Source organism: Paenibacillus sp. (genome assembly GCF_031177825.1).
In the GTDB taxonomy this organism is placed as follows: domain Bacteria; phylum Bacillota; class Bacilli; order Paenibacillales; family YIM-B00363; genus Paenibacillus_AE.
In genome coordinates, this window is the sequence record NZ_JAPSKE010000037.1 from 20,817 (window position 1) to 41,918 (window position 21,102).

General features: G+C 61.2%; 19 protein-coding genes and 1 tRNA gene. 16 read left to right on the top strand and 4 right to left on the bottom strand.

Features of this window, described 5'->3' with window-relative positions; translation table 11 throughout:
- Positions 1-40 precede the first annotated feature (40 nt).
- From rapZ to RIN49_RS26250, 7 genes are all read left to right on the top strand, one after another.
- Positions 41-943 carry an RNase adapter RapZ gene (gene rapZ / locus RIN49_RS26220; protein ID WP_309123076.1) on the top strand — a complete coding sequence of 301 codons (903 nt, stop codon included), beginning with the start codon at positions 41-43 and terminating at the stop codon, positions 941-943.
- Between the two features lie 18 nt (positions 944-961).
- Positions 962-1,936, top strand: a complete 975-nt coding sequence (locus tag RIN49_RS26225) for a gluconeogenesis factor YvcK family protein (RefSeq protein ID WP_309123098.1) — start codon at positions 962-964, stop codon at positions 1,934-1,936.
- Positions 1,937-1,961: 25 nt separating this feature from the next.
- Complete coding sequence (gene whiA, locus RIN49_RS26230; RefSeq protein ID WP_309123077.1) at positions 1,962-2,894, top strand: DNA-binding protein WhiA; 933 nt, start codon at positions 1,962-1,964, stop codon at positions 2,892-2,894.
- A gap of 114 nt (positions 2,895-3,008) precedes the next feature.
- Positions 3,009-3,278 carry an HPr family phosphocarrier protein gene (locus RIN49_RS26235; protein WP_138197319.1) on the top strand — a complete coding sequence of 90 codons (270 nt, stop codon included), beginning with the start codon at positions 3,009-3,011 and terminating at the stop codon, positions 3,276-3,278.
- Between the two features lie 144 nt (positions 3,279-3,422).
- The gene (gene map / locus RIN49_RS26240) at positions 3,423-4,208 is read left to right on the top strand and encodes a type I methionyl aminopeptidase (protein ID WP_309123078.1); all 786 of its coding nucleotides are present in this window, start codon (positions 3,423-3,425) and stop codon (positions 4,206-4,208) included.
- A gap of 116 nt (positions 4,209-4,324) precedes the next feature.
- Positions 4,325-5,101 carry an SIMPL domain-containing protein gene (locus tag RIN49_RS26245; RefSeq protein ID WP_309123079.1) on the top strand — a complete coding sequence of 259 codons (777 nt, stop codon included), beginning with the start codon at positions 4,325-4,327 and terminating at the stop codon, positions 5,099-5,101.
- 124 nt (positions 5,102-5,225) lie between these two features.
- Positions 5,226-5,513, top strand: coding sequence for a hypothetical protein (locus RIN49_RS26250; protein WP_375295293.1), 288 nt, complete (start codon positions 5,226-5,228; stop codon positions 5,511-5,513).
- A 46-nt stretch (positions 5,514-5,559) separates the two neighbouring features.
- Here the strand turns inward: RIN49_RS26250 and clpP are convergent, their stop codons facing one another.
- Complete coding sequence (gene clpP / locus RIN49_RS26255; protein ID WP_309123099.1) at positions 5,560-6,144, bottom strand: ATP-dependent Clp endopeptidase proteolytic subunit ClpP; 585 nt, start codon at positions 6,142-6,144, stop codon at positions 5,560-5,562.
- Positions 6,145-6,433: 289 nt separating this feature from the next.
- Between clpP and RIN49_RS26260 the strand changes: the two genes are divergently transcribed.
- Entirely contained in the window at positions 6,434-8,830 is a 2,397-nt protein-coding gene (locus tag RIN49_RS26260; RefSeq protein WP_309123080.1) for an immune inhibitor A domain-containing protein, read from the top strand.
- Positions 8,831-9,268: 438 nt separating this feature from the next.
- Here the strand turns inward: RIN49_RS26260 and RIN49_RS26265 are convergent.
- Positions 9,269-9,343 (bottom strand) — tRNA-Arg (locus RIN49_RS26265).
- A gap of 289 nt (positions 9,344-9,632) precedes the next feature.
- Between RIN49_RS26265 and RIN49_RS26270 the strand changes: the two genes are divergently transcribed.
- From RIN49_RS26270 to RIN49_RS26305, 8 genes are all read left to right on the top strand, one after another.
- Positions 9,633-10,694, top strand: a complete 1,062-nt coding sequence (locus RIN49_RS26270; RefSeq protein WP_309123081.1) for a sugar-binding transcriptional regulator — start codon at positions 9,633-9,635, stop codon at positions 10,692-10,694.
- Positions 10,695-10,764: 70 nt separating this feature from the next.
- Complete coding sequence (gene gap, locus RIN49_RS26275) at positions 10,765-11,769, top strand: type I glyceraldehyde-3-phosphate dehydrogenase (RefSeq protein ID WP_309123082.1); 1,005 nt, start codon at positions 10,765-10,767, stop codon at positions 11,767-11,769.
- Positions 11,770-11,869: 100 nt separating this feature from the next.
- Positions 11,870-13,057, top strand: coding sequence for a phosphoglycerate kinase (locus tag RIN49_RS26280; RefSeq protein WP_309123083.1), 1,188 nt, complete (start codon positions 11,870-11,872; stop codon positions 13,055-13,057).
- A 15-nt stretch (positions 13,058-13,072) separates the two neighbouring features.
- Entirely contained in the window at positions 13,073-13,834 is a 762-nt protein-coding gene (gene tpiA / locus RIN49_RS26285) for a triose-phosphate isomerase (protein ID WP_309123084.1), read from the top strand.
- Positions 13,831-15,366: a 2,3-bisphosphoglycerate-independent phosphoglycerate mutase gene (gene gpmI / locus RIN49_RS26290; RefSeq protein WP_309123085.1), complete on the top strand. Its 1,536-nt coding sequence runs from the start codon at positions 13,831-13,833 to the stop codon at positions 15,364-15,366. The genes tpiA and gpmI overlap by 4 nt, the downstream gene beginning before the upstream one ends.
- A 76-nt stretch (positions 15,367-15,442) precedes the next feature.
- Positions 15,443-16,735 carry a phosphopyruvate hydratase gene (eno, locus tag RIN49_RS26295; protein ID WP_309123086.1) on the top strand — a complete coding sequence of 431 codons (1,293 nt, stop codon included), beginning with the start codon at positions 15,443-15,445 and terminating at the stop codon, positions 16,733-16,735.
- Between the two features lie 65 nt (positions 16,736-16,800).
- Positions 16,801-17,508 carry a M50 family metallopeptidase gene (locus RIN49_RS26300; RefSeq protein WP_309123087.1) on the top strand — a complete coding sequence of 236 codons (708 nt, stop codon included), beginning with the start codon at positions 16,801-16,803 and terminating at the stop codon, positions 17,506-17,508.
- A 15-nt stretch (positions 17,509-17,523) separates the two neighbouring features.
- On the top strand, positions 17,524-18,387 hold the full coding sequence (locus RIN49_RS26305; RefSeq protein ID WP_309123088.1) for an MBL fold metallo-hydrolase: 864 nt from the start codon (positions 17,524-17,526) through the stop codon (positions 18,385-18,387).
- On the opposite strand, the gene RIN49_RS26310 is transcribed toward RIN49_RS26305, so the two are convergent.
- Both RIN49_RS26310 and RIN49_RS26315 read right to left on the bottom strand, forming a co-directional pair.
- Positions 18,377-20,455 (bottom strand): HD domain-containing phosphohydrolase, encoded by a 2,079-nt coding sequence (locus tag RIN49_RS26310; RefSeq protein WP_309123089.1) that lies wholly within the window; start codon positions 20,453-20,455, stop codon positions 18,377-18,379. The two genes, RIN49_RS26305 and RIN49_RS26310, sit on opposite strands and share 11 nt — an antisense overlap.
- Positions 20,452-20,991, bottom strand: coding sequence for a DUF5317 domain-containing protein (locus RIN49_RS26315; RefSeq protein ID WP_309123090.1), 540 nt, complete (start codon positions 20,989-20,991; stop codon positions 20,452-20,454). The genes RIN49_RS26310 and RIN49_RS26315 overlap by 4 nt, the downstream gene beginning before the upstream one ends.
- Positions 20,992-21,102 lie beyond the last annotated feature (111 nt).

Below are 21,102 nucleotides of genomic sequence, written 5' to 3' on the forward strand. Positions count from 1 at the left end.
TCGAACGAATCTATGAACCGCAGGGAGGCGAACGATCGCTATGGAGACGAATCAAACCCAGCACAGGGCGGCGCCCGCGAAGCTCGTGATCATTACGGGCATGTCCGGCGCCGGCAAGACGATCGCCGTTCAGAGCATGGAAGATCTGGGCTTCTTCTGCGTCGATAATTTGCCGCCGGTGCTCATCCCGAAATTCGCGGAGCTGATCGAGCAATCGCAGGGGCGCATCGGGAAGGTGGCGCTCGTCATCGACTTGCGCGGCCGGGAGTTTTTCACGGCGCTGTCCGAATCGCTGCAAGATCTGAAGAACCACTTCACCGTGCACTTCGAAATCTTGTATTTGGACGCGACCGACTCGGTGCTCGTCCAGCGGTACAAGGAAAGCCGGCGCCGCCATCCGCTGGCGCCTACGGGCGCGCCGCTCGAGGGCATCCGCAACGAGCGCGTGCTGCTGGAAGAGCTGAAGGGCATGGCGACGCAGGTGATCGACACGAGCAACCTGAAGCCGGCGGATCTCAAGGAGCGAATCGCGACGCGGTTTACGGACGCCGAGACGAACGCGATGTCGTTGAACTTCGTCTCGTTCGGGTTTAAGTACGGCGTGCCGATCGACGCGGACCTCATTTTCGACGTAAGGTTCTTGCCGAATCCGCATTACGTGGAGCACCTCCGCCCGAATACGGGCCGGGAACAAGAGGTGTACGACTACGTCATGAAGTGGAACGACACGCAGACGTTCTTAGCGAAGCTGCACGACATGCTGAACTTCCTCATTCCGCAGTACCGCAAGGAAGGGAAGAGCCAGGTCGTCGTCGGCATCGGCTGCACCGGCGGCAAGCACCGCTCGGTCGCCATCGCGGAATATCTGGGCAAGGCGTTCGCGGGCACGGAGACGGAGTCGGTTCGCGTGAACCATCGCGACGCGGACCGCGATAGACATTAGAAGGGAGGGGGGCGCTTGATGAACCCACCTGCGGCGAAGGACGAAGCGAACCCCCGCGTCGTCGTCATCGGCGGCGGCACGGGGCTCTCGGTCATGCTCCGGGGTCTGAAGAAGAAGCCGGTCGACATTACCGCGATCGTCACCGTCGCCGACGACGGAGGCAGCTCCGGCCGCCTGCGCGACGAGCTGCAGATGCCGCCCCCCGGCGATATCCGCAGCGTGATCAGCGCGCTCGCCGAGTCGGAGCCGCTGCTCAGCGAGATGCTGCAGTATCGCTTCTCGAACGGTACCGGATTGGCCGGGCACAGTTTGGGTAACTTAATTTTGGCAGCGCTTCGGGACATCACCGGCGACTTCGTCACGGGCGTCCGCGAGCTGAGCCGCGTCCTTGCGGTGCGGGGCAGCGTGCTGCCGGCTTCGCACGATTCCATCGTGCTGTCGGCCAAGATGGCGGACGGCGCGGTCGTCGAAGGCGAATCGAAGATTACGAAGTACGGCGGACGCATCGAACGCGTCTCCCTGCTTCCGCCCGACGTGGAGCCGCTGCCGGAGGCGATCGAAGCGATTCGCGAAGCCGACGCGATCGTGCTCGGTCCGGGAAGCTTGTACACGAGCATCATTCCGAACCTGCTCGTGCCGGGCATTACGGACGCGATCCGCGCCTCCGACGCGGCGAAGGTGTACATCTGCAACGTCATGACGCAGCCCGGGGAAACCGACGGCTATTCGGTCGCGGATCACGTGAACGCGATCGCCGGCCATGTGGGCGGTCCGTTGTTCGATACCGTCATCGTCAATAATAGCGACATCCCGCGCCGCGTGCGCAGCTTGTACGCGGAGAAGGGAGCCGACGTCGTGCGCCTCGACCTCGAGACGCTGGCGGCGCTCGGCTACCGGACGATCGCCGACGAGCTGATCTTGTTCCAAGGCGTGCTGCGGCACGACGCGAACAAGCTGAGCCACCATATTTATCGGCTTGCGGTCGGTCAATAAACGGGAGACGGAAGGGGAGACGAGAATGTCATTCGCCGCCCAAACGAAGAAAGAACTAACGATGATCGAAGTGGACGAGTGCTGCGCGAAGGCCGAGCTGTCGGCGTTGATTCGCATGAACGGGTCGATGCGCATCGCGGGCGGCCGCATCGCCCTCGACATCACGACGGAGAACGCCGCGATCGCCCGGCGCATCTTCACGCTGCTCAAGCGCACGTATCGTCTGCATGCCGAGGTGCTCGTCCGCAAGAAGATGCGCCTCAAGAAGAACAACATCTATATGGTTCGCGTGCCGGCCGGAGTCGAGGAGCTGCTTCGATCGCTCCAGATTATCAAGGAAGGCCAAGGGTTTCAATTCACGCCCGGCATCGAGCCGGACATCATTAAGAATGCTTGCTGCCGCCGCTCGTATTTGCGGGGGGCGTTCCTCGCCGGAGGCTCGGTCAACAATCCGGAAGGATCGTCGTACCATCTGGAGATCGCCTCCATGTACGAGGAGCATTGCGACGCGTTGTGCGAGCTGGCCAACAAGTTCCACTTGAACGCTCGCTGCATCGAACGGAAGAAAGGGTACGTGCTTTACATCAAAGAAGGCGAGAAAATCATCGAAATGCTCAGCGTAATCGGCGCCCACCAAGCGCTGCTGAAGTTCGAGGACGTCCGGATCATGCGGGATATGCGCAATTCCGTCAATCGGATCGTCAACTGCGAAACCGCGAACCTGAACAAGACGATCGGCGCCGCCGTGCGGCAGATCGAGAACATAAAGCTCCTGGAGCAAGAAGTCGGCCTGGACAGTCTGCCGGAGAAGCTGCGCGAGGTCGCGGTCATTCGGCTGCAGTATCCCGACCTGAACCTGAAGGAAGTCGGCGCGATGCTGAAGGGCAGCGTCAGCAAATCCGGGGTCAATCACAGACTGCGAAAAATCGATGAAATGGCAGAAAAATTGAGAAATTAAGCCGTTTCCCGGTTTGATTCTAGTGCAAGGGTCGGAAAAGTGCTATAATAATGAAAACTTCGTGGTAAACCGTTGCGTAATGGTATATTTACGGTTAGGGGGATATCGAATCCAATGACGAGACAGCCAGTGGTCGTGAAACTAAAAACCGGTCTCCACGCTAGACCCGCGGCTCTATTCGTGCAAGAAGCGAATAAATTTTCATCCGAGGTGTTTGTCGAGAAGGATGAGAAGAAAGTAAATGCGAAGAGCATCATGGGTATCATGAGTTTGGCGATCAGCTCCGGCACGGAAATCCACATAAGCGCAGAGGGCTCCGACGCAGAGCAGGCTGTAAACGCTTTAGTAGCATTGGTCAGCAAGGAAGAACTGGAAAATCAATAGGTCAAGAGGCTTCCGGGATCCGGGAGCTTTTTTTCGGGTCTAACGACTTCGGGAAAGTTTACTTATAGAGACGAACGTCGGCTTCGATTCCGGTGAATATACTGGAAGACGGAGCTTTTTTCAGCGAACTGGAGGGAATGACGAATGATCGTTACTTCGGAACAGGAATGGGCCGGACTTCGTCGCGCGGGACGGGCCGTCGCGGCGGCGCGCGAGGCGATGCTGGCGGCGGTGGAGCCGGGCGTCACGACGTTGGAGTTGGACCGCATCGGGGAGAACGTGCTGAAGGCGCACGGCGCCGTCTCGGGGCCTCAGACGATGTACGACTTCCCGGGCGCGACGTGCATCAGCGTGAACAAGTGCGTGGCGCACGGCATTCCGGGGGAGACCCGTTTGAAAGCGGGCGACTTGGTCAACGTCGACGTATCGGCGGTGTTGGACGGCTTCTACTCGGATACGGGCTCGACGATGGTGTGCGGGACGAAGCCGGACGCGTATAAGAGCTTCTCGCCGGAGCATCCTTACGCGGAGAAGCTGCGCATTCTCGCCGCATGCGAGCGGGCGCTGTTCGCCGGCATCGGCAAGGCGAAAGCGGGAGGCAAGCTGAGCGAGATCGGTCGCGCCGTGCTGCGAGAAGCGCAGAACAACGGCTACACCGTCATCCGGAATTTGACGGGACACGGTCTCGGGCGGCAGCTGCACGAAGAGCCGAGCCATGTGTTCAACTACCCGGATCCGCGGGAGCGGCGGCTGCTGAAGAAGGGCGTCGTCATCGCGATCGAGCCGTTCCTCTCGACGGGCGCGACGAACGTGAACGAAGGCGACGACGGCTGGGCGCTGCTCGTGCCGGACAACAGCCTCGTCGTACAGTTCGAGCATACGGTCGTCGTCACCGAGGGGGACGCCGTCATCATGACGTTGGCGGAATAGGCCCCTGCGACGCCGAAAATCTTTTTCGGCTTGGCAACCTTCATCCGGCACTTTCCGTCTAGAAGGATAAGATCTGAACATTCAGACCATTTTCGAACGAGGAAGGGGTTTTTCGGATGAACGGGGCAACGTGGAAGCGGTGGGCGATCGCGGGAATCGCGGGCGCGATGTTGGCGGCGGCGCCGGTGTACGGGCCGGCGATCGTCGATTCGGCGAAGGGAGGCACGGCGATGGCGGCGGAGACGACGGCGGCGGCGCAACGGACGATTTCGGTTTCGGGGCAGGGCACGATCGCGATCCAGCCGGACATCGCGTATGTGAGCTTCGGCGTGTCGACGAAGGGAAAGACGGCGAACGAGGTGCAGACGGCGAACGCGACGGCGTTCGCGGCGGTCGAGAAGGCGCTTAAGGAGCAATTCGGCATCGCGGCGAAGGACATCAAGACGAGCGGCTTCTACGTCCAGCCGGAATACAATTGGTCGGATAAGGGGCAATCGACGCTCGTAGGGTATACGGCCGACCATACGCTCACGGTGTCGTACCGCGACCTGAACGGCATCGGCAAGCTGCTCGACGCGGTGTCGAAGGCGGGCGCGAACCGCGTGAACGGCATCCAATTCGGCACGGAGAAGGCGGACGCTTACGAAATCCAAGCGATCGAGAAGGCGATGGCGAACGCGAAGCTGAAGGCGGACGCGATCGCGAAGGCGGCCGGCCGCTCGGTGAAGGGCGTCCTTCACGTCCAGCACGGCAGCGTCAACAGCGCGCCGCCGCAATATTATCCGTTGGCGCGGGCGGAGTCCGCGGCGGATGCGGGCGGCGCCTCGACGTCGGTGCAGCCGGGCGAGATGGAAGTGACGACGACGGTCAGCGTCACGTACGAGATGCAATAAGGGGTTAAACCGAGCCGCTTCGTCCTCTTCCGGAGGGCGGAGCGGCTTTTTCGCGTGCGCCGGCGGCAAGGCCGACGCGTATGAGGCGGAGCCTCTCGCGGTCGGTCCGGCGGACGTGGAGGCCATGAACGAGCAAGCGATCGAAGCCATGACGTTCATGAATCGTATGGCGGATTGCTTAAGGGTAGGCGTTAAGCACAGCGACGGGGTCGTCGGGGATTTGATTCGATGCCATCTCGAGTTTATGAATCGCCAGGGGCACCGGACGTCCGCGCAAGACTTTGCGGCGCAGACTCGATTTTTTCTGAACGATGACTTTCATCTTAAGATGTTAGAAGGCCAACAAACGGGATTGGCGTATTACCTCTCCGCGGCGGCGGAATCGTTCGCGGCCGCGGATGCCCAAGGCTAATAAAAACCCCTGCCCGCTCGGAGGAGCGACGCAGAGGTTTTCCCGATTATTGAATTTTCTCGATAACCTTGTCGATCAAGCCGTATTCCTTCGCTTCCGCGGCCGACATGAAGTAGTCGCGGTCGGTGTCCTTCTCGATCCGTTCCAGCGGTTGGCCCGTGCGCTCGGACAAGATGCCGTTCAGCTTGTCGCGCAACTTGAGAATGCGCTTCGCGCGGATCTCGATGTCGGACGCTTGCCCTTCGGCGCCGCCGAGCGGCTGGTGGATCATCACTTCGCCGTTCGGGAGCGAGTAGCGCTTGCCCTTAGCGCCGGCCGCGAGCAAGAACGCGCCCATGGACGCCGCCATGCCGACGCAAATCGTCGAGACGTCCGGTTTGATGAACTGCATCGTATCGAAAATCGCCATGCCCGACGTGATCGAACCGCCGGGGCTATTGATATATAAACTGATGTCCTTCTCCGGGTCGTCCGCAGCCAGGAACAGCAGCTGGGCGATGATGCTGTTCGCCACGACGTCGTTCACCGGCGTTCCCAGGAAAATTATGCGGTCTTTCAGCAACCGGGAGTAAATATCATAAGCACGTTCGCCGCGGTTCGTCTGCTCCACGACCATAGGGACCAAATTCATGTTCATAAGCGTCTCATCCTCCGATCATCCATTCCAGACTAGTGTTGCCAAAAACATATTACCCCAATCCGGAGTAAAAGTCAAAATTGGTCAAAGGGAAATTGTTCGCTCGGTTCGATAGGTTCTACGTCCCGTGAGACTATGGGGGGGGCGGCATATAGGAAGAGGAGAGATTGTTGCAGGACTTTGGAATTATTTTGAATATTCGACAAATTTCGATGGAGGAGATGGCGCCGAAAAAAACGAATTACAGAATCCTAGCTACTAGCTTATCTTCGGGAGGGAACTTATGAAACGTAAGAAGCTGCTTTCCGCTGCACTCGCCCTGTCACTCGGATTCGGTTCGGCCGGCGCCGGCGCGCTGCCGGGCGCATTCGCCGCCGGTTCCGCCGGTTCCGCCGGCTCGCCGGCGCTGTCGGGTTCCGCCGGGGCCGGCGCGTTCGATCTCGCGATCGCGAACGAGGATCGGCTCGTCGCGATGCTCAAGGCGAACGGCCGCATCGCGGCGACCGCCACGCCGGCCGAAGCGCAGGCGGCGGTGAAATCTTTCCTGCGCGCGAAGTCGCAGGCCGCGGCGAGCGCCGCGGCAGACGGCGAGCTGCAAGCGCGGCAGACGAAGCGAGACCGCGCGATGGAGGAGAAGCTGCTCGCGAACGGGTTGTATCGCGGGAGCGGGAATAAGCTCGGGCAAGCCAAGCAGAACGTCGTCCCTTCCGCGCAGGCGGAGGCTTGGAACGGGGGCCGCGTGACCGACCGCGTGCTTGTGCTCTTGATCGAATATCCGGACTTCCCGGCGAGCGGCATCGCGCCGGGGGAGACGGATATGTACTATGACGAGTACTTGAAATCGCACTACGAAGACATGGTGTTCGGCGAGGACGGTTACGCGGGCCCGAACGGCGAGCGCTTGATCTCCATGAAGCAATATTACGAGGCGCAGTCCGGCGGCAGCTATACGGTGGAGGGCGAAGTGGCCGGCTGGTACATGGCAAGCCAGCCTTCCTCGTATTACGGGGCGAACTATCCGGGCCCGGACGACAACGACATTCGTCCTCGCGCGTTGGTGCAGGAAGCGCTCTTGGCCGCGGCGGCGGATCCGGCGCTCGATCTGGCTTCGTACGACCAGGAGGATCGGTACGACCTGGACGGCGACGGGAACCTGCGCGAGCCGGACGGTCTCGTCGACCATCTGATGGTCGTCCATTCTTCGGTCGGCGAAGAGGCCGGGGGCGGCACCCTCGGCGGGGACGCCGTCTGGTCGCATCGCTCGAATCTGGGCGGCGTGGCGACGTTGCCGGGAACGACGGCGATTGTGCCGTATTGGGGCGGGCTTATGGGCGCCTACGATTACACGATTCAGCCGGCGGACGGCGCGGCGGGCGTCTTCGCTCACGAGTACGGCCACGACCTCGGGCTTCCGGACGAATACGACACGATCTATTCGGGTCAAGGCGAGGCTGTCGGATACTGGTCGATCATGTCCAGCGGCTCTTGGGCCGGGGCGGTGCCGGGCACCGAGCCGACGGGCTTCAGCGCTTGGTCGAAGGAGTTTCTGCAGGCGAATCTGGGCGGCAACTGGCTGTCGGGCTCGACGATCCATATCGACGACATCCCTTCGGGCGGCGTCGTCGCGACGCTCGACGAAGCCGTCACGAAAGGCGCGAACGACGACGTCGTCCGCATCGATCTGCCGGAGAAGGTCGTCACGGTCAACACCCCGTACAGCGGGCAATACGAATATTACAGCGGCCGGGGCGACGAGCTCGACCGATCCATGACGACGACGCTGGATTTGACCGGCGCCTCCAGCGCGGCGCTGACGTTCAAGACTTGGTATCAGATCGAGGAGCAATGGGACTTCGGTTCCGTGCAAGCGCGCGCCGGCGGGGGCGCTTGGGAGACGATTCCGGGCAACCTGACGACGACGCGGGACGATTACGGCCAAAATCCGGGACACGGCATCACCGGTCATTCGAACGGCTGGGTCGAGGGCGAGTTCGATCTTTCGGCTTACGCGGGACAATCGATCGAGCTGCGCTTCAACTATTGGACGGACGTCGCCGTCTCGGAGATGGGCTGGTATATCGACGACATCGCGGTGACGATCGACGGCGAGACCGCGCTGTCGGACGGCGCGGAGGCTTCGACGGAGCCGGCGTTCGCGCTCGACGGGTTTACCGTCGATACGGGAACGTTCACGGCGGCGCATTATTACTTGCTCGAGTGGCGTTCGCACAACGGCGTGGACGCCGGGCTGGCGCATATCCGCCGGGGGGACAGCTTGATGTCGTACGACCCGGGCCTCTTGATTTGGTACGTGGACGAATCGTACACCGATAACTGGACCGGCATCCACCCGGGCGAGGGCTTCCTCGGCCTCGTGGACGCGGACCAGAAGGTCGTGAAGTGGAGCGACGGCGTGCCGGCCGCCTCGCGCTTCCAGCTGCACGACGCCGCGTTCGGTCTCGAGAAGGGCGACAAGATGGACATCGACTACACGTCGATCTACGGACTGACGATTAATGACCCGAACGCGTCGCATAACCCGCTGTTCAACGACGGCTCCGACTACGCGAACGCCGGGCTGCCGGACGCAGGACGTCTGCTGCCGCAGTTCGGGCTGAAGCTGCGGGTCGTCGGCGAAGCGTCCGACCGCTCCGCCGCTCAGGTGCTTATCTATAAGTAAGCGATGGTTCGACGACGCCGCTCGTCCTTCGGGACGGGCGGCGTTTTTTCGCGTGCGGAGAGCCGGGGTTCGTTCGAGTCCGATCCAAGTAATCATGGCCCGGTTGTTGTGGGGGGGCTGCTGTCTGAGCAAAAGAAATCAGGTTAGAAAGGAGCAGATAGGTGCCTGGGGGCGCCTCCTTATATGAAGTGTATCGGTAGCGGCGGTCGGTGGGGAAGTGTGGAGGACGTATGCAAAAAGTAAGTAACTTGTTCTTGCAACCATGGGACGATGGAGGATGTCAGGGGCTGGGACGTTCGAAATATAAGCAGATATGGGAAGGGATGGCGAGGAATGTACACGGAGTGTCCCGACTACAGGTACTGTGGAGCCTCGGCGAGGACGCCTAGGGAACATAAAAAAAGCCCCCGCGATTGCGGAAGCTCTTGTTGGTATGTATGGCGCGCCCGCAGGGAATTGAACCCCGATCTCAGGCTCCGGAGGCCTACGTCATATCCATTGGACCACGGGCGCGTGTTGTTGTGACAGCGAAATTAAGTATATGACATCCGCGGGGAAAATGCAAGCCCGTATAAAAATCCATTTTCCGGAAAGGATAATTTTCTTTGAAAAAGAGTTGCAACCTTCCAAGCGCTAGAGTAAAATGACGTTAGTGGGACGGAAAATGAATGGTCGGGACGTAATCGGTCCCGGTTGAGGATTCCTCCCCAGTTTGACCCCGGCGCGATCCGGATAAAATGAGAAGGTCGAGCGCTCGCGAAAAAGATCGTCATCCATTGCGGCGCGGCAGGGGAGGTTCGTCATGCGGACCGTTCTCGAAATTCAGAGAGTGTTGGCTCCGGACGTCGTGGACGTTTTGAAGAAGCGATATACGATTCTAAGGCACCTTCGGCATGCCGGGGCGGTCGGACGGCGTACGCTGGCCGCCGCGCTCGGCATGTCGGAGCGCGTGCTGCGCGCCGAGACGGAGTTTTTGAAGTCGCAGGGGCTCGTCGACATCGAGACGTCGGGCATGCGCGTCAGCGAAGCCGGCATCTCCCTGCTCGCGGACATGGAGCCGATGATGAAGGAATGGTTCGGTCTCGCGGAGCTGGAGGATCGGCTCGCCGCGGCGTTCGGGCTGCGCCAAGTCGTCGTCGTCCCGGGCGACGCCGACCGCGATCCGCTCGCGAAGCGGGAGCTCGGTAAGGCGGGCGCCGCCGAGCTGACGCGCGCCGCGGCGGCGATGGAACGCGCCGACAACGAGCCGCTCGTCGTCGCGATCACCGGCGGCTCGACGATCGTCGAGGTCGCCGATCACCTTAGCGCGTCGCAAGGCCTCAAGGGCGCCTTGTTCGTCCCCGCCCGCGGGGGTCTCGGCGAACGGGTCGAGCTGCAGTCCGGCACGATCGCGTCCACGATGGCGAAGCGGACGGGCGGCGGCTATCGGCTCATGCACGTGCCGGACGACGTCGGCGAAGAGGCGATCGCCACGCTCATGAGCGAACCCCATATCCGCGAAGTGGCAGATATTGTACGTTGCGCCCGCATTGCGGTGCACGGCATTGGGGAAGCCTATGAGATGGCTCGCAGAAGACGAGTGGACGCGGAGACGATTCAGAAGCTACGCACGGGCGGCGCGGTGGCCGAATCGTTCGGCTACTACTATAACCGGGCCGGAGAGGTCGTGCATCGAATGCCGACGGTCGGACTCCGGCTCGAGGACATCCAACGCATGGAGACCGTCATCGCGGTCGCCGGCGGCGGAAGCAAGGCGGAAGCGATCGCCGCCGTCTTGAAGAACGGGCAAGAAGACGTATTGATTACCGACGAAGCGGCCGCCACGGCTATGCTGCAGTTCAGTTCTCTTGACGCAAGCACCTGATATGAAGTACCGGAAGTACCCAGGCGGCAGCGCGTCTTGATATAAACATATTTTCTAGGAGGTTTTCTTCATGGTAAAAGTAGGCATTAACGGTTTCGGTCGGATCGGGCGCAACGTATTCCGCGCAGCGCTGAACAACCCGGATGTAGACGTCGTCGCGATCAACGATTTGACCGACGTGAAGACGCTCGCTCATTTGCTTAAATACGACACGACGCACGGCAAGCTCGACGCCACGGTAGAAGCGGGCGAAGGCGCGCTGATCGTCAACGGCAAGACGGTGAAAGTATTCTCCGAGCGCGACCCCGGCAACCTGCCGTGGGCAAGCGTAGGCGCGGAAATCGTCGTCGAGTCGACGGGCATTTTCACGGCGAAGGAAAAGGCGGAAGCTCACCTCAAAGGCGGCGCGAAGAAAGTCATCATCTCCGCTCCGGCGACGAACGAAGACATCACGATCGTTATGGGCGTCAACGAAGAGAAGTACGATCCGGCGGCGCACACGGTCATCTCCAACGCGTCCTGCACGACGAACTGCTTGGCGCCTTTCGCGAAAGTGCTCAACGACAGCTTCGGCATCGTCAAGGGCATGATGACGACGGTTCACTCGTACACGAACGACCAATCCGTGCTCGACTTGCCGCATAAGGACCTGCGCCGCGCGCGCGCCGCTGCGGAGAACATCATCCCGTCCACGACGGGCGCGGCGAAAGCCGTCTCCCTCGTATTGCCTGAGCTGAAGGGCAAGCTGAACGGCATGGCGTTCCGCGTCGCTACGCCGAACGTATCCGTCACGGACCTCGTCGTAGAAGTGTCCCGCAACGTAACGGTGGAAGAAGTGAACAGCGTGCTGAAGGACGCTGCGAACTCCCGCCTGAAGGGCATCATGAACTACTCCGAAGAGCCGCTCGTTTCGAGCGATTACAACGGCGACCCGGCTTCGTCCACGATCGACGCATTGTCGACGATGGTCGTAGGCGACAACATGGTGAAGGTCGTCTCCTGGTACGACAACGAGTGGGGCTACTCGAACCGCGTCGTAGACCTCGTGTCCTACATCGCCGGCAAGGGCCTCTAAGATTCGCGAACACACATCCCGCAGGGAAGGAAGGCGCTCCGGCAACGAAGGCGGGGGCGCCTTTCCGCGGGTCTAGACCTAAATCCGGAGGTAAAGGACCATGGCGTATAACAAGAAGAGCGTAAGAGACGTAGATGTTTCTGGGAAAAGGGTATTCGTTCGCGTAGACTTCAACGTTCCTCTCGAAAACGGCGCGATCACCGACGACACGCGCATCCGCGAAACGCTGCCGACGATCAAGTTTTTGATCGAGGGCGGCGCGAAGGTCATTCTCGCGAGCCATCTCGGCCGACCGAAGGGCGAAGTCGTCGAAGAGATGCGGCTGACGCCGGTCGCGGCGCGCTTGTCCGAGCTGCTCGGCAAGCCCGTAGCGAAGGTAGACGAAGCGGTAGGCCCGGCGGCGCAAGCGGCGGTCGACGCGCTCGGCGCGGGCGACGTGCTGTTGCTTGAGAACGTGCGCTTCTACAAGGGCGAAGAGAAGAACGATCCGGAGCTCGCGAAGCAATTCGCCGCGCTCGCGGACTTGTACGTGAACGACGCGTTCGGCGCGGCGCATCGGGCGCACGCTTCGACGGAAGGCATCGCGCATCATCTGCCGGCCGTCTCGGGCCTCTTGATGGAGAAAGAGCTGTCCGTGCTCGGCAAGGCGCTGTTCAACCCGGACCGTCCGTTCACGGCGATCGTCGGCGGCGCGAAGGTGAAGGACAAGATCGACGTCATCAACAAGCTGCTCGAGATCGCGGACAACGTCATCATCGGCGGCGGCTTGTCTTATACGTTCCTGAAAGCGCAAGGCTATGAAATCGGCAAGTCGCTCTGCGACGATTCGAAGATCGACGTAGCGAAAGAATTCATGGCGAAGGCGAAAGAGCGCGGCGTGAACTTCCTCATGCCGGTCGACATCGTCGTCACGGACGACTTCAGCCCGACGGCCAACACGCAGATCGTCGGCATCGACGGCATTCCGGCGGAGTGGGAAGGCATCGACATCGGACCGAAGACGAGAGAGTTGTATGCCGACGTCATCAAGTCGTCGAAGCTTATCGTCTGGAACGGACCGATGGGCGTATTCGAGATCGAGCCGTTCTCGCACGGCACGCGCGCAGTGGCGGAAGCTTGCGCGGAGACGGCCGGCTACACGGTCATCGGCGGCGGCGATTCCGCGGCGGCGGTCGAGAAGTTCAACCTCGGCGACAAGATGGACCACATCTCTACCGGCGGAGGGGCTTCCCTCGAGTTTATGGAAGGCAAGGCGCTTCCGGGCGTCGTAGCGCTTAACGATAAGTAGGAGGTAGTTCGAGAGATGAGCAGAACACCGATCATTGCAGGCAACTGGAAAATGTTTAAAACCGGCGCGGAAGCGTCCGCCTTCATCGCGGAAGCGAAAGCGGCCGTCGCCGCCGTCTCCGGCGTCGAAGCGGTCGTATGCGCGCCGTTCACGTCGCTGCCGGCGCTCGTGGAAGCCGCTCGCGGCACCGCGATCGCCGTAGGCGCGCAGAATATGCATTGGGAAGCGAACGGCGCGTTCACGGGCGAAGTGTCGGGCCCGATGCTGATCGACCTCGGCGTGAAATACGTCATCCTCGGACACTCGGAGCGCCGCCAATACTTCGCGGAAACCGACGAAACCGTAAACAAGAAGACGAAGGCAGCTTTGAGCTACGGCCTCGTTCCGATCGTCTGCGTCGGCGAGAAGTTGGAAGAGCGCGAAGCCGGCAGCACGAAGGACGTCTGCCGCGTGCAGACGCTTGGCGCGTTGGAAGGCCTGTCGGCCGAGCAAGTCGCGTCGCTCGTCATCGCGTACGAGCCGATCTGGGCGATCGGCACGGGCAAGTCGTCCACGGCGGCCGATGCCAACGAAGTCATCGCTTATATCCGCTCCGTCATCGCGGAAGCGTTCGGCGCGGACAGCGCCGCGAAGGTCCGCATTCAATACGGCGGCAGCGTGAAGCCGGAGAACGTGCGCGAGTACCTCGGCGCGTCCGACATCGACGGCGCCCTGGTGGGCGGCGCTTCGCTGCAGCCGAACTCCTACGTCGCGCTGGTGGAAGGTGCGCGGGCATGAGTCGTCCGAAACCGGTAGCGCTGATCATTCTCGACGGCTTCGGGCTGCGCGGCGACGCGCACGGCAATGCGGTCGCGCAAGCGAAGAAGCCGAACTACGACCGGTACTGGAACACGTACCCGCACACGACGTTGACCGCGCACGGCGAAGCGGTCGGCCTGCCGGAGGGCCAGATGGGCAACTCCGAGGTCGGTCACCTCAACATCGGCGCCGGCCGGACCGTCTATCAGGATTTGACGCGCATCTCGAAGTCGATTCGGGATAACGAATTTTTCGAAAATCAGACGTTGATCGGCGCGGTTCGCCACGCGAAGGAGAACGGGAAGAAGCTTCACCTGTACGGCTTGCTCTCCGACGGCGGCGTGCACAGTCACATCGGTCACCTATTCGCGCTGCTCGAGCTCGCGAAGAAGGAGCAGTTCGAGGAAGTGTACATTCACGCGTTCCTCGACGGCCGGGACGTCGCGCCGGACAGCGCGCGCAAGTATATGGGCGAGCTGCAGGAGAAGATCGCCGCGATCGGCGTCGGCCGCATCGCGACGGTGCAAGGCCGTTACTATGCGATGGACCGCGACAAGCGCTGGGAGCGGACGGAGAAGTCGTACCGCGCCATGGTGTACGGCGAAGGCCCGACGTATACCGACCCGATGAAGGCGATCGTCGAATCGCACGAGAAGTCGGTATTCGACGAGTTCGTTATGCCGACGGTCATCGTCGGCGACGACGGCAAGCCGGTCGGCCTGGTGGAGAGCGGCGACGCGGTCGTGTTCTTCAACTTCCGCCCGGATCGCGCGATCCAGCTGTCGCAGGTATTCACGAACGCGGATTTCCGCGGATTCGACCGCGGCGAGAAGGCGCCGACGAGCTTGTACTTCGTCTGTTTGACGCTCTTCAGCGAAAGCGTGGACGGATATGTTGCTTATAAGCCCAAAGAATTGGATAATACTTACGGGGAAGTGCTCGGCCAACACGGACTGAAGCAGCTCCGCATCGCGGAAACCGAGAAGTATCCGCACGTGACGTTCTTCTTCAGCGGCGGGCGCGACGTCGAGCTTCCGGGCGAGACGCGCATCCTCATCAACTCGCCGAAGGTCGCCACATACGACTTGCAGCCGGAGATGAGCGCTTACGAAGTCGCCGCGGCTTGCGTCGCGGAGATCGAAGCGGAGCGCCACGACGCGATCGTGCTCAACTTCGCGAACCCGGACATGGTCGGCCACTCGGGCTTGCTCGAGCCGACGATCCGCGCGGTCGAAGCGACGGACGAGTGCTTGGGCCGCGTCGTCGAAGCGATTCTCGCGAAGGGCGGCGTCGCCGTCATTACGGCGGATCACGGCAACGCGGACGTCGTCACGAACGACGACGGCACGCGCAACACGGCGCACACGATCAACCCGGTGCCGCTCATCGTGACGCGCGAAGGCGTCTCCTTGCGCGACGACGGCATTCTCGCGGACATCGCGCCGACGCTGCTGCAGCTGCTCGAGCTGCCGAAGCCGGCCGAGATGACGGGCAACACGCTGCTCAAGTAACGGCAGAACTACCCTACCCAAATGCATCATAGGCTTCGGCCTACTGAAATAACCTTATCTAAGGAGTGTACTATCCATGACGATTATTGCTGACGTATACGCACGCGAGGTGCTCGACTCCCGCGGCAACCCGACGGTCGAAGTCGAAGTAAAGCTCGAATCCGGCGCGAAGGGCCGCGCCATCGTTCCGTCCGGCGCATCCACGGGCGCGCACGAAGCCGTAGAGCTTCGCGACGGCGACAAGGGCCGTTACCTCGGCAAGGGCGTTCTTAAAGCGGTACAGAACGTCAACGAAGCGATCGCGCCGGTGATCATCGGCCTCGACGCGCTCGAGCAAGTCGCGATCGACAAAGCGATGATCGACCTCGACGGCACGCCGAACAAGGGCAAACTCGGCGCCAACGCGATCCTCGCGGTTTCGATGGCGGTCGCTCGCGCCGCTGCGGACGCGCTCGACATCCCGATCTACAACTACCTCGGCGGCTTCAACGCGAAGCAGCTGCCGGTGCCGATGATGAACATCGTCAACGGCGGCGCGCATGCGGACAACAACGTAGACGTACAAGAGTTCATGGTATTGCCGGTCGGCGCGCCGACGTTCGCCGAAGCGCTTCGCGCGGGCGCGGAAGTATTCCATGCCCTGAAGTCCGTTCTCAAGGAGAAGGGTCTGAACACCGCGGTAGGCGACGAAGGCGGCTTCGCGCCGAACCTCGGCTCCAACGAAGAAGCGCTGCAGACGATCATCGCCGCGATCGAGCGCGCGGGCTACAAGCCGGGCGTCGACATGTTCCTCGGCATGGACGTCGCGTCCACGGAGTTCTTCAAGAACGGCAAATACGAGCTTGAAGGCGAAGGCAAGTCGTTCACGCCTGCCGAGTTCGTAGACCTGCTCGCAAGCTGGGTCGACAAGTATCCGATCATCACGATCGAGGACGGCTGCTCCGAAGACGACTGGGAAGGTTGGAAGCTGTTGACGGACCGTCTCGGCGGCAAAGTGCAGCTCGTCGGCGACGACTTGTTCGTGACGAACACGGAGCGCCTCGGCAAGGGCATCGAAGAAGGCATCGGCAACTCGATCCTGATCAAGGTCAACCAAATCGGTACGCTGACGGAAACGTTCGACGCGATCGAGATGGCGAAGCGCGCAGGCTACACGGCCGTCGTCTCCCACCGTTCCGGCGAATCCGAAGACAGCACGATCGCCGACATCGCGGTCGCTACGAACGCGGGCCAAATCAAGACGGGCGCGCCGTCCCGTACGGACCGCGTCGCGAAGTACAACCAGCTGCTTCGCATCGAAGACAACTTGAACGTCGCGGCGCAATACGCCGGCAAGAAGGCGTTCTACAACCTGAAGAACTTCAAGTAAGATAAGAGGGTGCGGGGCGGGAGAACCCGCCGCGTACACTTCGTTTAGCATAGGGGGAGCCGCTCATGGGCCGATGGATCGTCACGCTAGCGTTACTAGTGGGATGCTTCGTGCTTACGGAGTGGCTCCCCTTTTCCCCGTATTTCCGCAACATGGACACGATGATTCACGAGTTCGGCCACGCCGCGGCGACGCTGCTGTTGTCCGGCGAGGTGCAATATATTCATCTGTACGAAGACCATAGCGGGGTGACGCTGTCGGCCGTGCAGAGCGGCTGGCGGCTGCTCCCGGTGTCGTTGTCGGGCTATATGACGGCATCGCTGTTCGCGGTGCTGTTGTTCGCGCTGCACCGGCACGGACAGCATCGGCTCGGCCTTGCGATCGTCACCGTCGTGGCGCTGGTATGCTTAGTGCTGTTCGTCCGCAACGACTTCGGCACGCAGTGGCTGCTCGGCTTCATCGGCATCAACGTCGTCGCCTTCGTTGTTCCGATCGGCTTCGTGCGCGTCGCTTACTATTTATTGCTCGCCTTCCTGTCGCTGGTGGAATCCGTGGTCGGCGCAATTACGATTACGATTCTGGCGGCGACGACGCCGAGCGGGGCCGGGGACGCCGCGAACCTCGCGAACGCGACCGGGATTCCCGCCATCGTTTGGGGCGTTTTCTTCCTGCTGTTCGCGATCTGGTGCGCGAAGCGGGCGATCGGCCACTTTTTGCCGCGGCCGAAGAAGCCTTTATTTTCGAAAAAACGCGGCGTATCGCCGTTATCATAGGAGCAGGTTCCGAACATGATTCATTCCCTTACCTCGCGATTCTTATATATGCCTGCGGACGGGTCGGTCGATCGGCCGATTCTGGGCGCGGTGCTCGGGAACGAGCGTACGCTCTACATCGACGCAGGCAACTCGAAGCGGCATACCGTCGCCTTCCGCGAAGGCGTGCGCGCGGCGGAGGGGGCAACCCGAGACGCCGTAACGGCGCTGACGCACTGGCATTGGGACCACAGCTTCGGCGCCTCCGCCGACGACGTGCCGCTCCTCTCGCACGCGAGGACGCGGGAGGCGCTTGCGACGCAAGTCGGACTCGACTGGTCGGACGCCGCGATCGACGAACGGGTCCGCGCCGGAACCGAAATCGAGTTCTGCGCGACTTATATGAAGAAGGAGTTCGGAGACGAGCGGGACGACATCGAAGTGCGGCTGCCGAACGCGACGTTCCAGGGGAGTATGACGCTGTTTCTCGGCGGGGTGTCGTGCCGCATCGACCACGTCGGCGGCGTGCATGCGGACGATTCGTGCTTGTTCTACGTACCTGAGGAGAAAATCCTGTTCATCGGCGACGCGCTCGGCCCCGCCATCTACGACGGCCCTCGGTATTACAAGGCGGACGATCTGCTGCGGCTGCTCGAGCTCGTACGCGCATACGACGCCGAATGGTACATCGAGTCTCATTACAAGCCGGTGGACCGCGCAACGTTCTGGGCGGAGATGGAGGAGTTCGAGACGTTGGCCCGGCTCGTGCAGGGGATCGGTGACAATGAAGCGCGAATCGTCCATGAAATGCAGAAGGCGCTCGACCGGGAATGGACGGCGGACGATCGGCTGACCGTCGCGCAGTTTCTCCTCGGGGAGCGCCGCGGCATTACGCGGTAATCGGGCGGGGGGAAGGCGCATCGGCGCCTTCGTCCGCATGGAACGACAGCAGCAGGCTGGTTCCGTTCGTCGAGGTATAGATCGAGACTTCGTCGCACATGCGGTAGATGATCGAGAAGCCCTTCCCGAGCGAACTCTTGCTGCTGTAACCGGAGAGGAGCACCGTCTTGGGAAGCTCGTGCAGCGGGATGCCCGACCCTCGATCCGAGACAAGCACTTGCAGCGCATCGTCTTTGCGGTAGACGGACAACGTGCCTTCGCCAGCATGCTTAATCAGATTGGTAGCCGTCTCGCTGACCGCCAGCTTCAGGTTCATTCCGCGCTTGACGTCGTAATTCGCGAAGGATGCGACGTAATCGCGGCTCTTCGCAATGTCCGACTTCGTCTGGATCGCCATGGAGCCGAGATGTTCGCCTAAGCGTTCGTCCAGTTCCCCCGGCCGCAGACAGAGCCGGACTTTCTGTTGGGACAAAGCGCTGATAACGTCTTTATACGCTTTCAACGCGTCGGAAAACAGTTTGGTTTTATACTGTAGCGTCGGCGTCACATCCACGAGGAATATCCGCACTTCGTCGTCCTCGGGAAAGAAGTGCGCGTCATATACGTTCCCGCCCGTCTCGATCAGCTCATGGAACGTCTGGTGACGTTCCCCGGCCCGGCGCGTCAGCCGCTTCAGCTCTTCGCAAGCGGCATCCGATTCGACGAAGGGGGGCGGGAGAACGAATCGTTCCGTCGACATTCGATACCGCAGCATCGTCGTATTTCCGCTGTCGTGCGTATGCTGGTTCGCCTCCGCCGTCGCCTCCGGTTCCGTCATGCGCTCCGGTTGTTTCGAGGCGTCGCACGACACCAGCTCGCGAGCCTCCCCAAGGAACGTAGGCGTGACCTTCCGGATCAGCGTGGGATCAAACTCCTTGCCGGATGCCGCAGCGAGCAGAGCAAGGACCGTCGGATCGTCTTTCCCTTCCGCGATCAGATGTTCGACTCGGTTGCATAAGGCGATGACGCGCGCGCCTAGCGGAATATCGGTTCCCGCGAGGCCATAAGGATACCCTTTGCCGTCGTAGCGCTCATGATGGTGCAGAATCCATTGCGAACTGCGGGACTTCGCATAGAAGGTTTGGGTGATTTCGGCCCCCTTTTCGGCATGCGTCTGGTATTCCGCCTCCTCCTTCAGCGTCAGCGGTCCCCTCTTATTGAACAAGTGGGGCATCAGCACCGCCTTCCCGATGTCGTGCATGATCGCCGCTTGAATAAGCTCCTTGCGCTGCCGTACAGGGAAGTCCACCGTCTCCAGCAGCAACTCGCATATGTGACCCACCCGCGTGCCGTGACCGACCATCTGCGGATGAATCCGCGATTCGAACAGCCGGATGAATTCCATCGCCGCCTGCTGGCGAAGGCCCGCTTCGTGAATGAAGGCCCTCGAAAACAGAAGAATGACCGCCATATAAAACAGGCCGATCAAGATCTCATGGTACATCTCCGCCAAGTCGCCCGGAGCGATCAGGTGAGGAACGATAATGCCGGTCAACAGAACGGCGGCGCTGACTTCCTTCACTTTCACCTTCCACTTGTGCAACATCGGCAACCCGGCCGTCGACTTCATAATTCCGGCCATCAGCACCGCATTCGCGACTTCGAAGGCGGACGCGCTAGCGAGCACCTTCACATATTCCGAAGCTTCCGCAAACCCGCCGACGCGCATCAGCTGGTACGCGGCTCCCGCGCTCAGACAGTACATGCCGGCGGTACAGAAAAATCGGAACCACCGGATGCGGAATGGATTGCGATATAGCTTGATAAAAAACGTCGTCGTACTCGCGAAGATCCCCAATAAAGAGGGCTCAAGGCCGTACGCCAGCAGCAGGATGAGGAAGCCGGCCGTACCGGCGCTGAAGTAATCCCCGCTTATTAAGCGAATGGGGAACATGTCCAATATAACGATCAGCAGCAGCAACGGAGCGACGCCGTGCCACGGAATCGTCGGCGCCGTCCAGACCATCCAACCGAAGGCGAGCGCGCCGCAGAAGCAAAGAAAAGACGTATAGCCGTTATGTTCCTTCATACGCGCGTTTCCCCCCCCTCCTTCGAGCTTCGCACCAGAAAGATGATAATGCCGAGGCCGAGCAGTACATCCCCAGGGCTCCACACGTAGTTGGTTCCGAACGGAACGAGGATCGGGATCCAATCCCCGAGCCATGCGACATGGTCTCCGGTCATCGGTTGGTGGCGCACCGACGAGGACATGTCGGAGAGGTGCGCCAAGCCGGCAAGTTCAAGCGCCGGAACGGAGACGGGCATTCTGCCGCCGTTCAGCGACAAAGCGACTATATTCAACGCGCAGCCTGCGATCAAGAGACGAAACCCGGGCCGCTTCCAGTTCAAGAGCATCGCGGTCAACACCGGCAATAAGCTGAGTTGAAAAAGAGCAGGCGCCGACGCCCCGGACGAACGCATGGCGACGTCCAGTCCGATCTGCGTCGCGAACCCGAGCAGAATGAGCCAAGAGCCGCGGAGGCCGACGACGGCTTCCAACGACCGAAGCGGGTTTCTTCTCAAACCGAGGGAGATCAACAGTCCTGCAGCGAGAAAATAAATCATAAGCGACCATCTTTCTTGTTGAAAAGTAAGGGGGCCGAGCGGCCCCCGAATCCGGTGCGCAGGGCGGAATTACCCCCAAGGACGACCGATCACCGCCGCCATTGCCAACGC

Coding starts and splice junctions, on each gene's coding strand:
- rapZ (WP_309123076.1), top strand. CDS start 41: ATGGAGACGAATCAAACCCAGCACAGGGCGGCGCCCGCGAAGCTCGTG.
- RIN49_RS26225 (WP_309123098.1), top strand. CDS start 962: ATGAACCCACCTGCGGCGAAGGACGAAGCGAACCCCCGCGTCGTCGTC.
- whiA (WP_309123077.1), top strand. CDS start 1,962: ATGTCATTCGCCGCCCAAACGAAGAAAGAACTAACGATGATCGAAGTG.
- RIN49_RS26235 (WP_138197319.1), top strand. CDS start 3,009: ATGACGAGACAGCCAGTGGTCGTGAAACTAAAAACCGGTCTCCACGCT.
- map (WP_309123078.1), top strand. CDS start 3,423: ATGATCGTTACTTCGGAACAGGAATGGGCCGGACTTCGTCGCGCGGGA.
- RIN49_RS26245 (WP_309123079.1), top strand. CDS start 4,325: ATGAACGGGGCAACGTGGAAGCGGTGGGCGATCGCGGGAATCGCGGGC.
- RIN49_RS26250 (WP_375295293.1), top strand. CDS start 5,226: ATGAACGAGCAAGCGATCGAAGCCATGACGTTCATGAATCGTATGGCG.
- clpP (WP_309123099.1), bottom strand. CDS start 6,144: ATGAATTTGGTCCCTATGGTCGTGGAGCAGACGAACCGCGGCGAACGT.
- RIN49_RS26260 (WP_309123080.1), top strand. CDS start 6,434: ATGAAACGTAAGAAGCTGCTTTCCGCTGCACTCGCCCTGTCACTCGGA.
- RIN49_RS26270 (WP_309123081.1), top strand. CDS start 9,633: ATGCGGACCGTTCTCGAAATTCAGAGAGTGTTGGCTCCGGACGTCGTG.
- gap (WP_309123082.1), top strand. CDS start 10,765: ATGGTAAAAGTAGGCATTAACGGTTTCGGTCGGATCGGGCGCAACGTA.
- RIN49_RS26280 (WP_309123083.1), top strand. CDS start 11,870: ATGGCGTATAACAAGAAGAGCGTAAGAGACGTAGATGTTTCTGGGAAA.
- tpiA (WP_309123084.1), top strand. CDS start 13,073: ATGAGCAGAACACCGATCATTGCAGGCAACTGGAAAATGTTTAAAACC.
- gpmI (WP_309123085.1), top strand. CDS start 13,831: ATGAGTCGTCCGAAACCGGTAGCGCTGATCATTCTCGACGGCTTCGGG.
- eno (WP_309123086.1), top strand. CDS start 15,443: ATGACGATTATTGCTGACGTATACGCACGCGAGGTGCTCGACTCCCGC.
- RIN49_RS26300 (WP_309123087.1), top strand. CDS start 16,801: ATGGGCCGATGGATCGTCACGCTAGCGTTACTAGTGGGATGCTTCGTG.
- RIN49_RS26305 (WP_309123088.1), top strand. CDS start 17,524: ATGATTCATTCCCTTACCTCGCGATTCTTATATATGCCTGCGGACGGG.
- RIN49_RS26310 (WP_309123089.1), bottom strand. CDS start 20,455: ATGAAGGAACATAACGGCTATACGTCTTTTCTTTGCTTCTGCGGCGCG.
- RIN49_RS26315 (WP_309123090.1), bottom strand. CDS start 20,991: ATGATTTATTTTCTCGCTGCAGGACTGTTGATCTCCCTCGGTTTGAGA.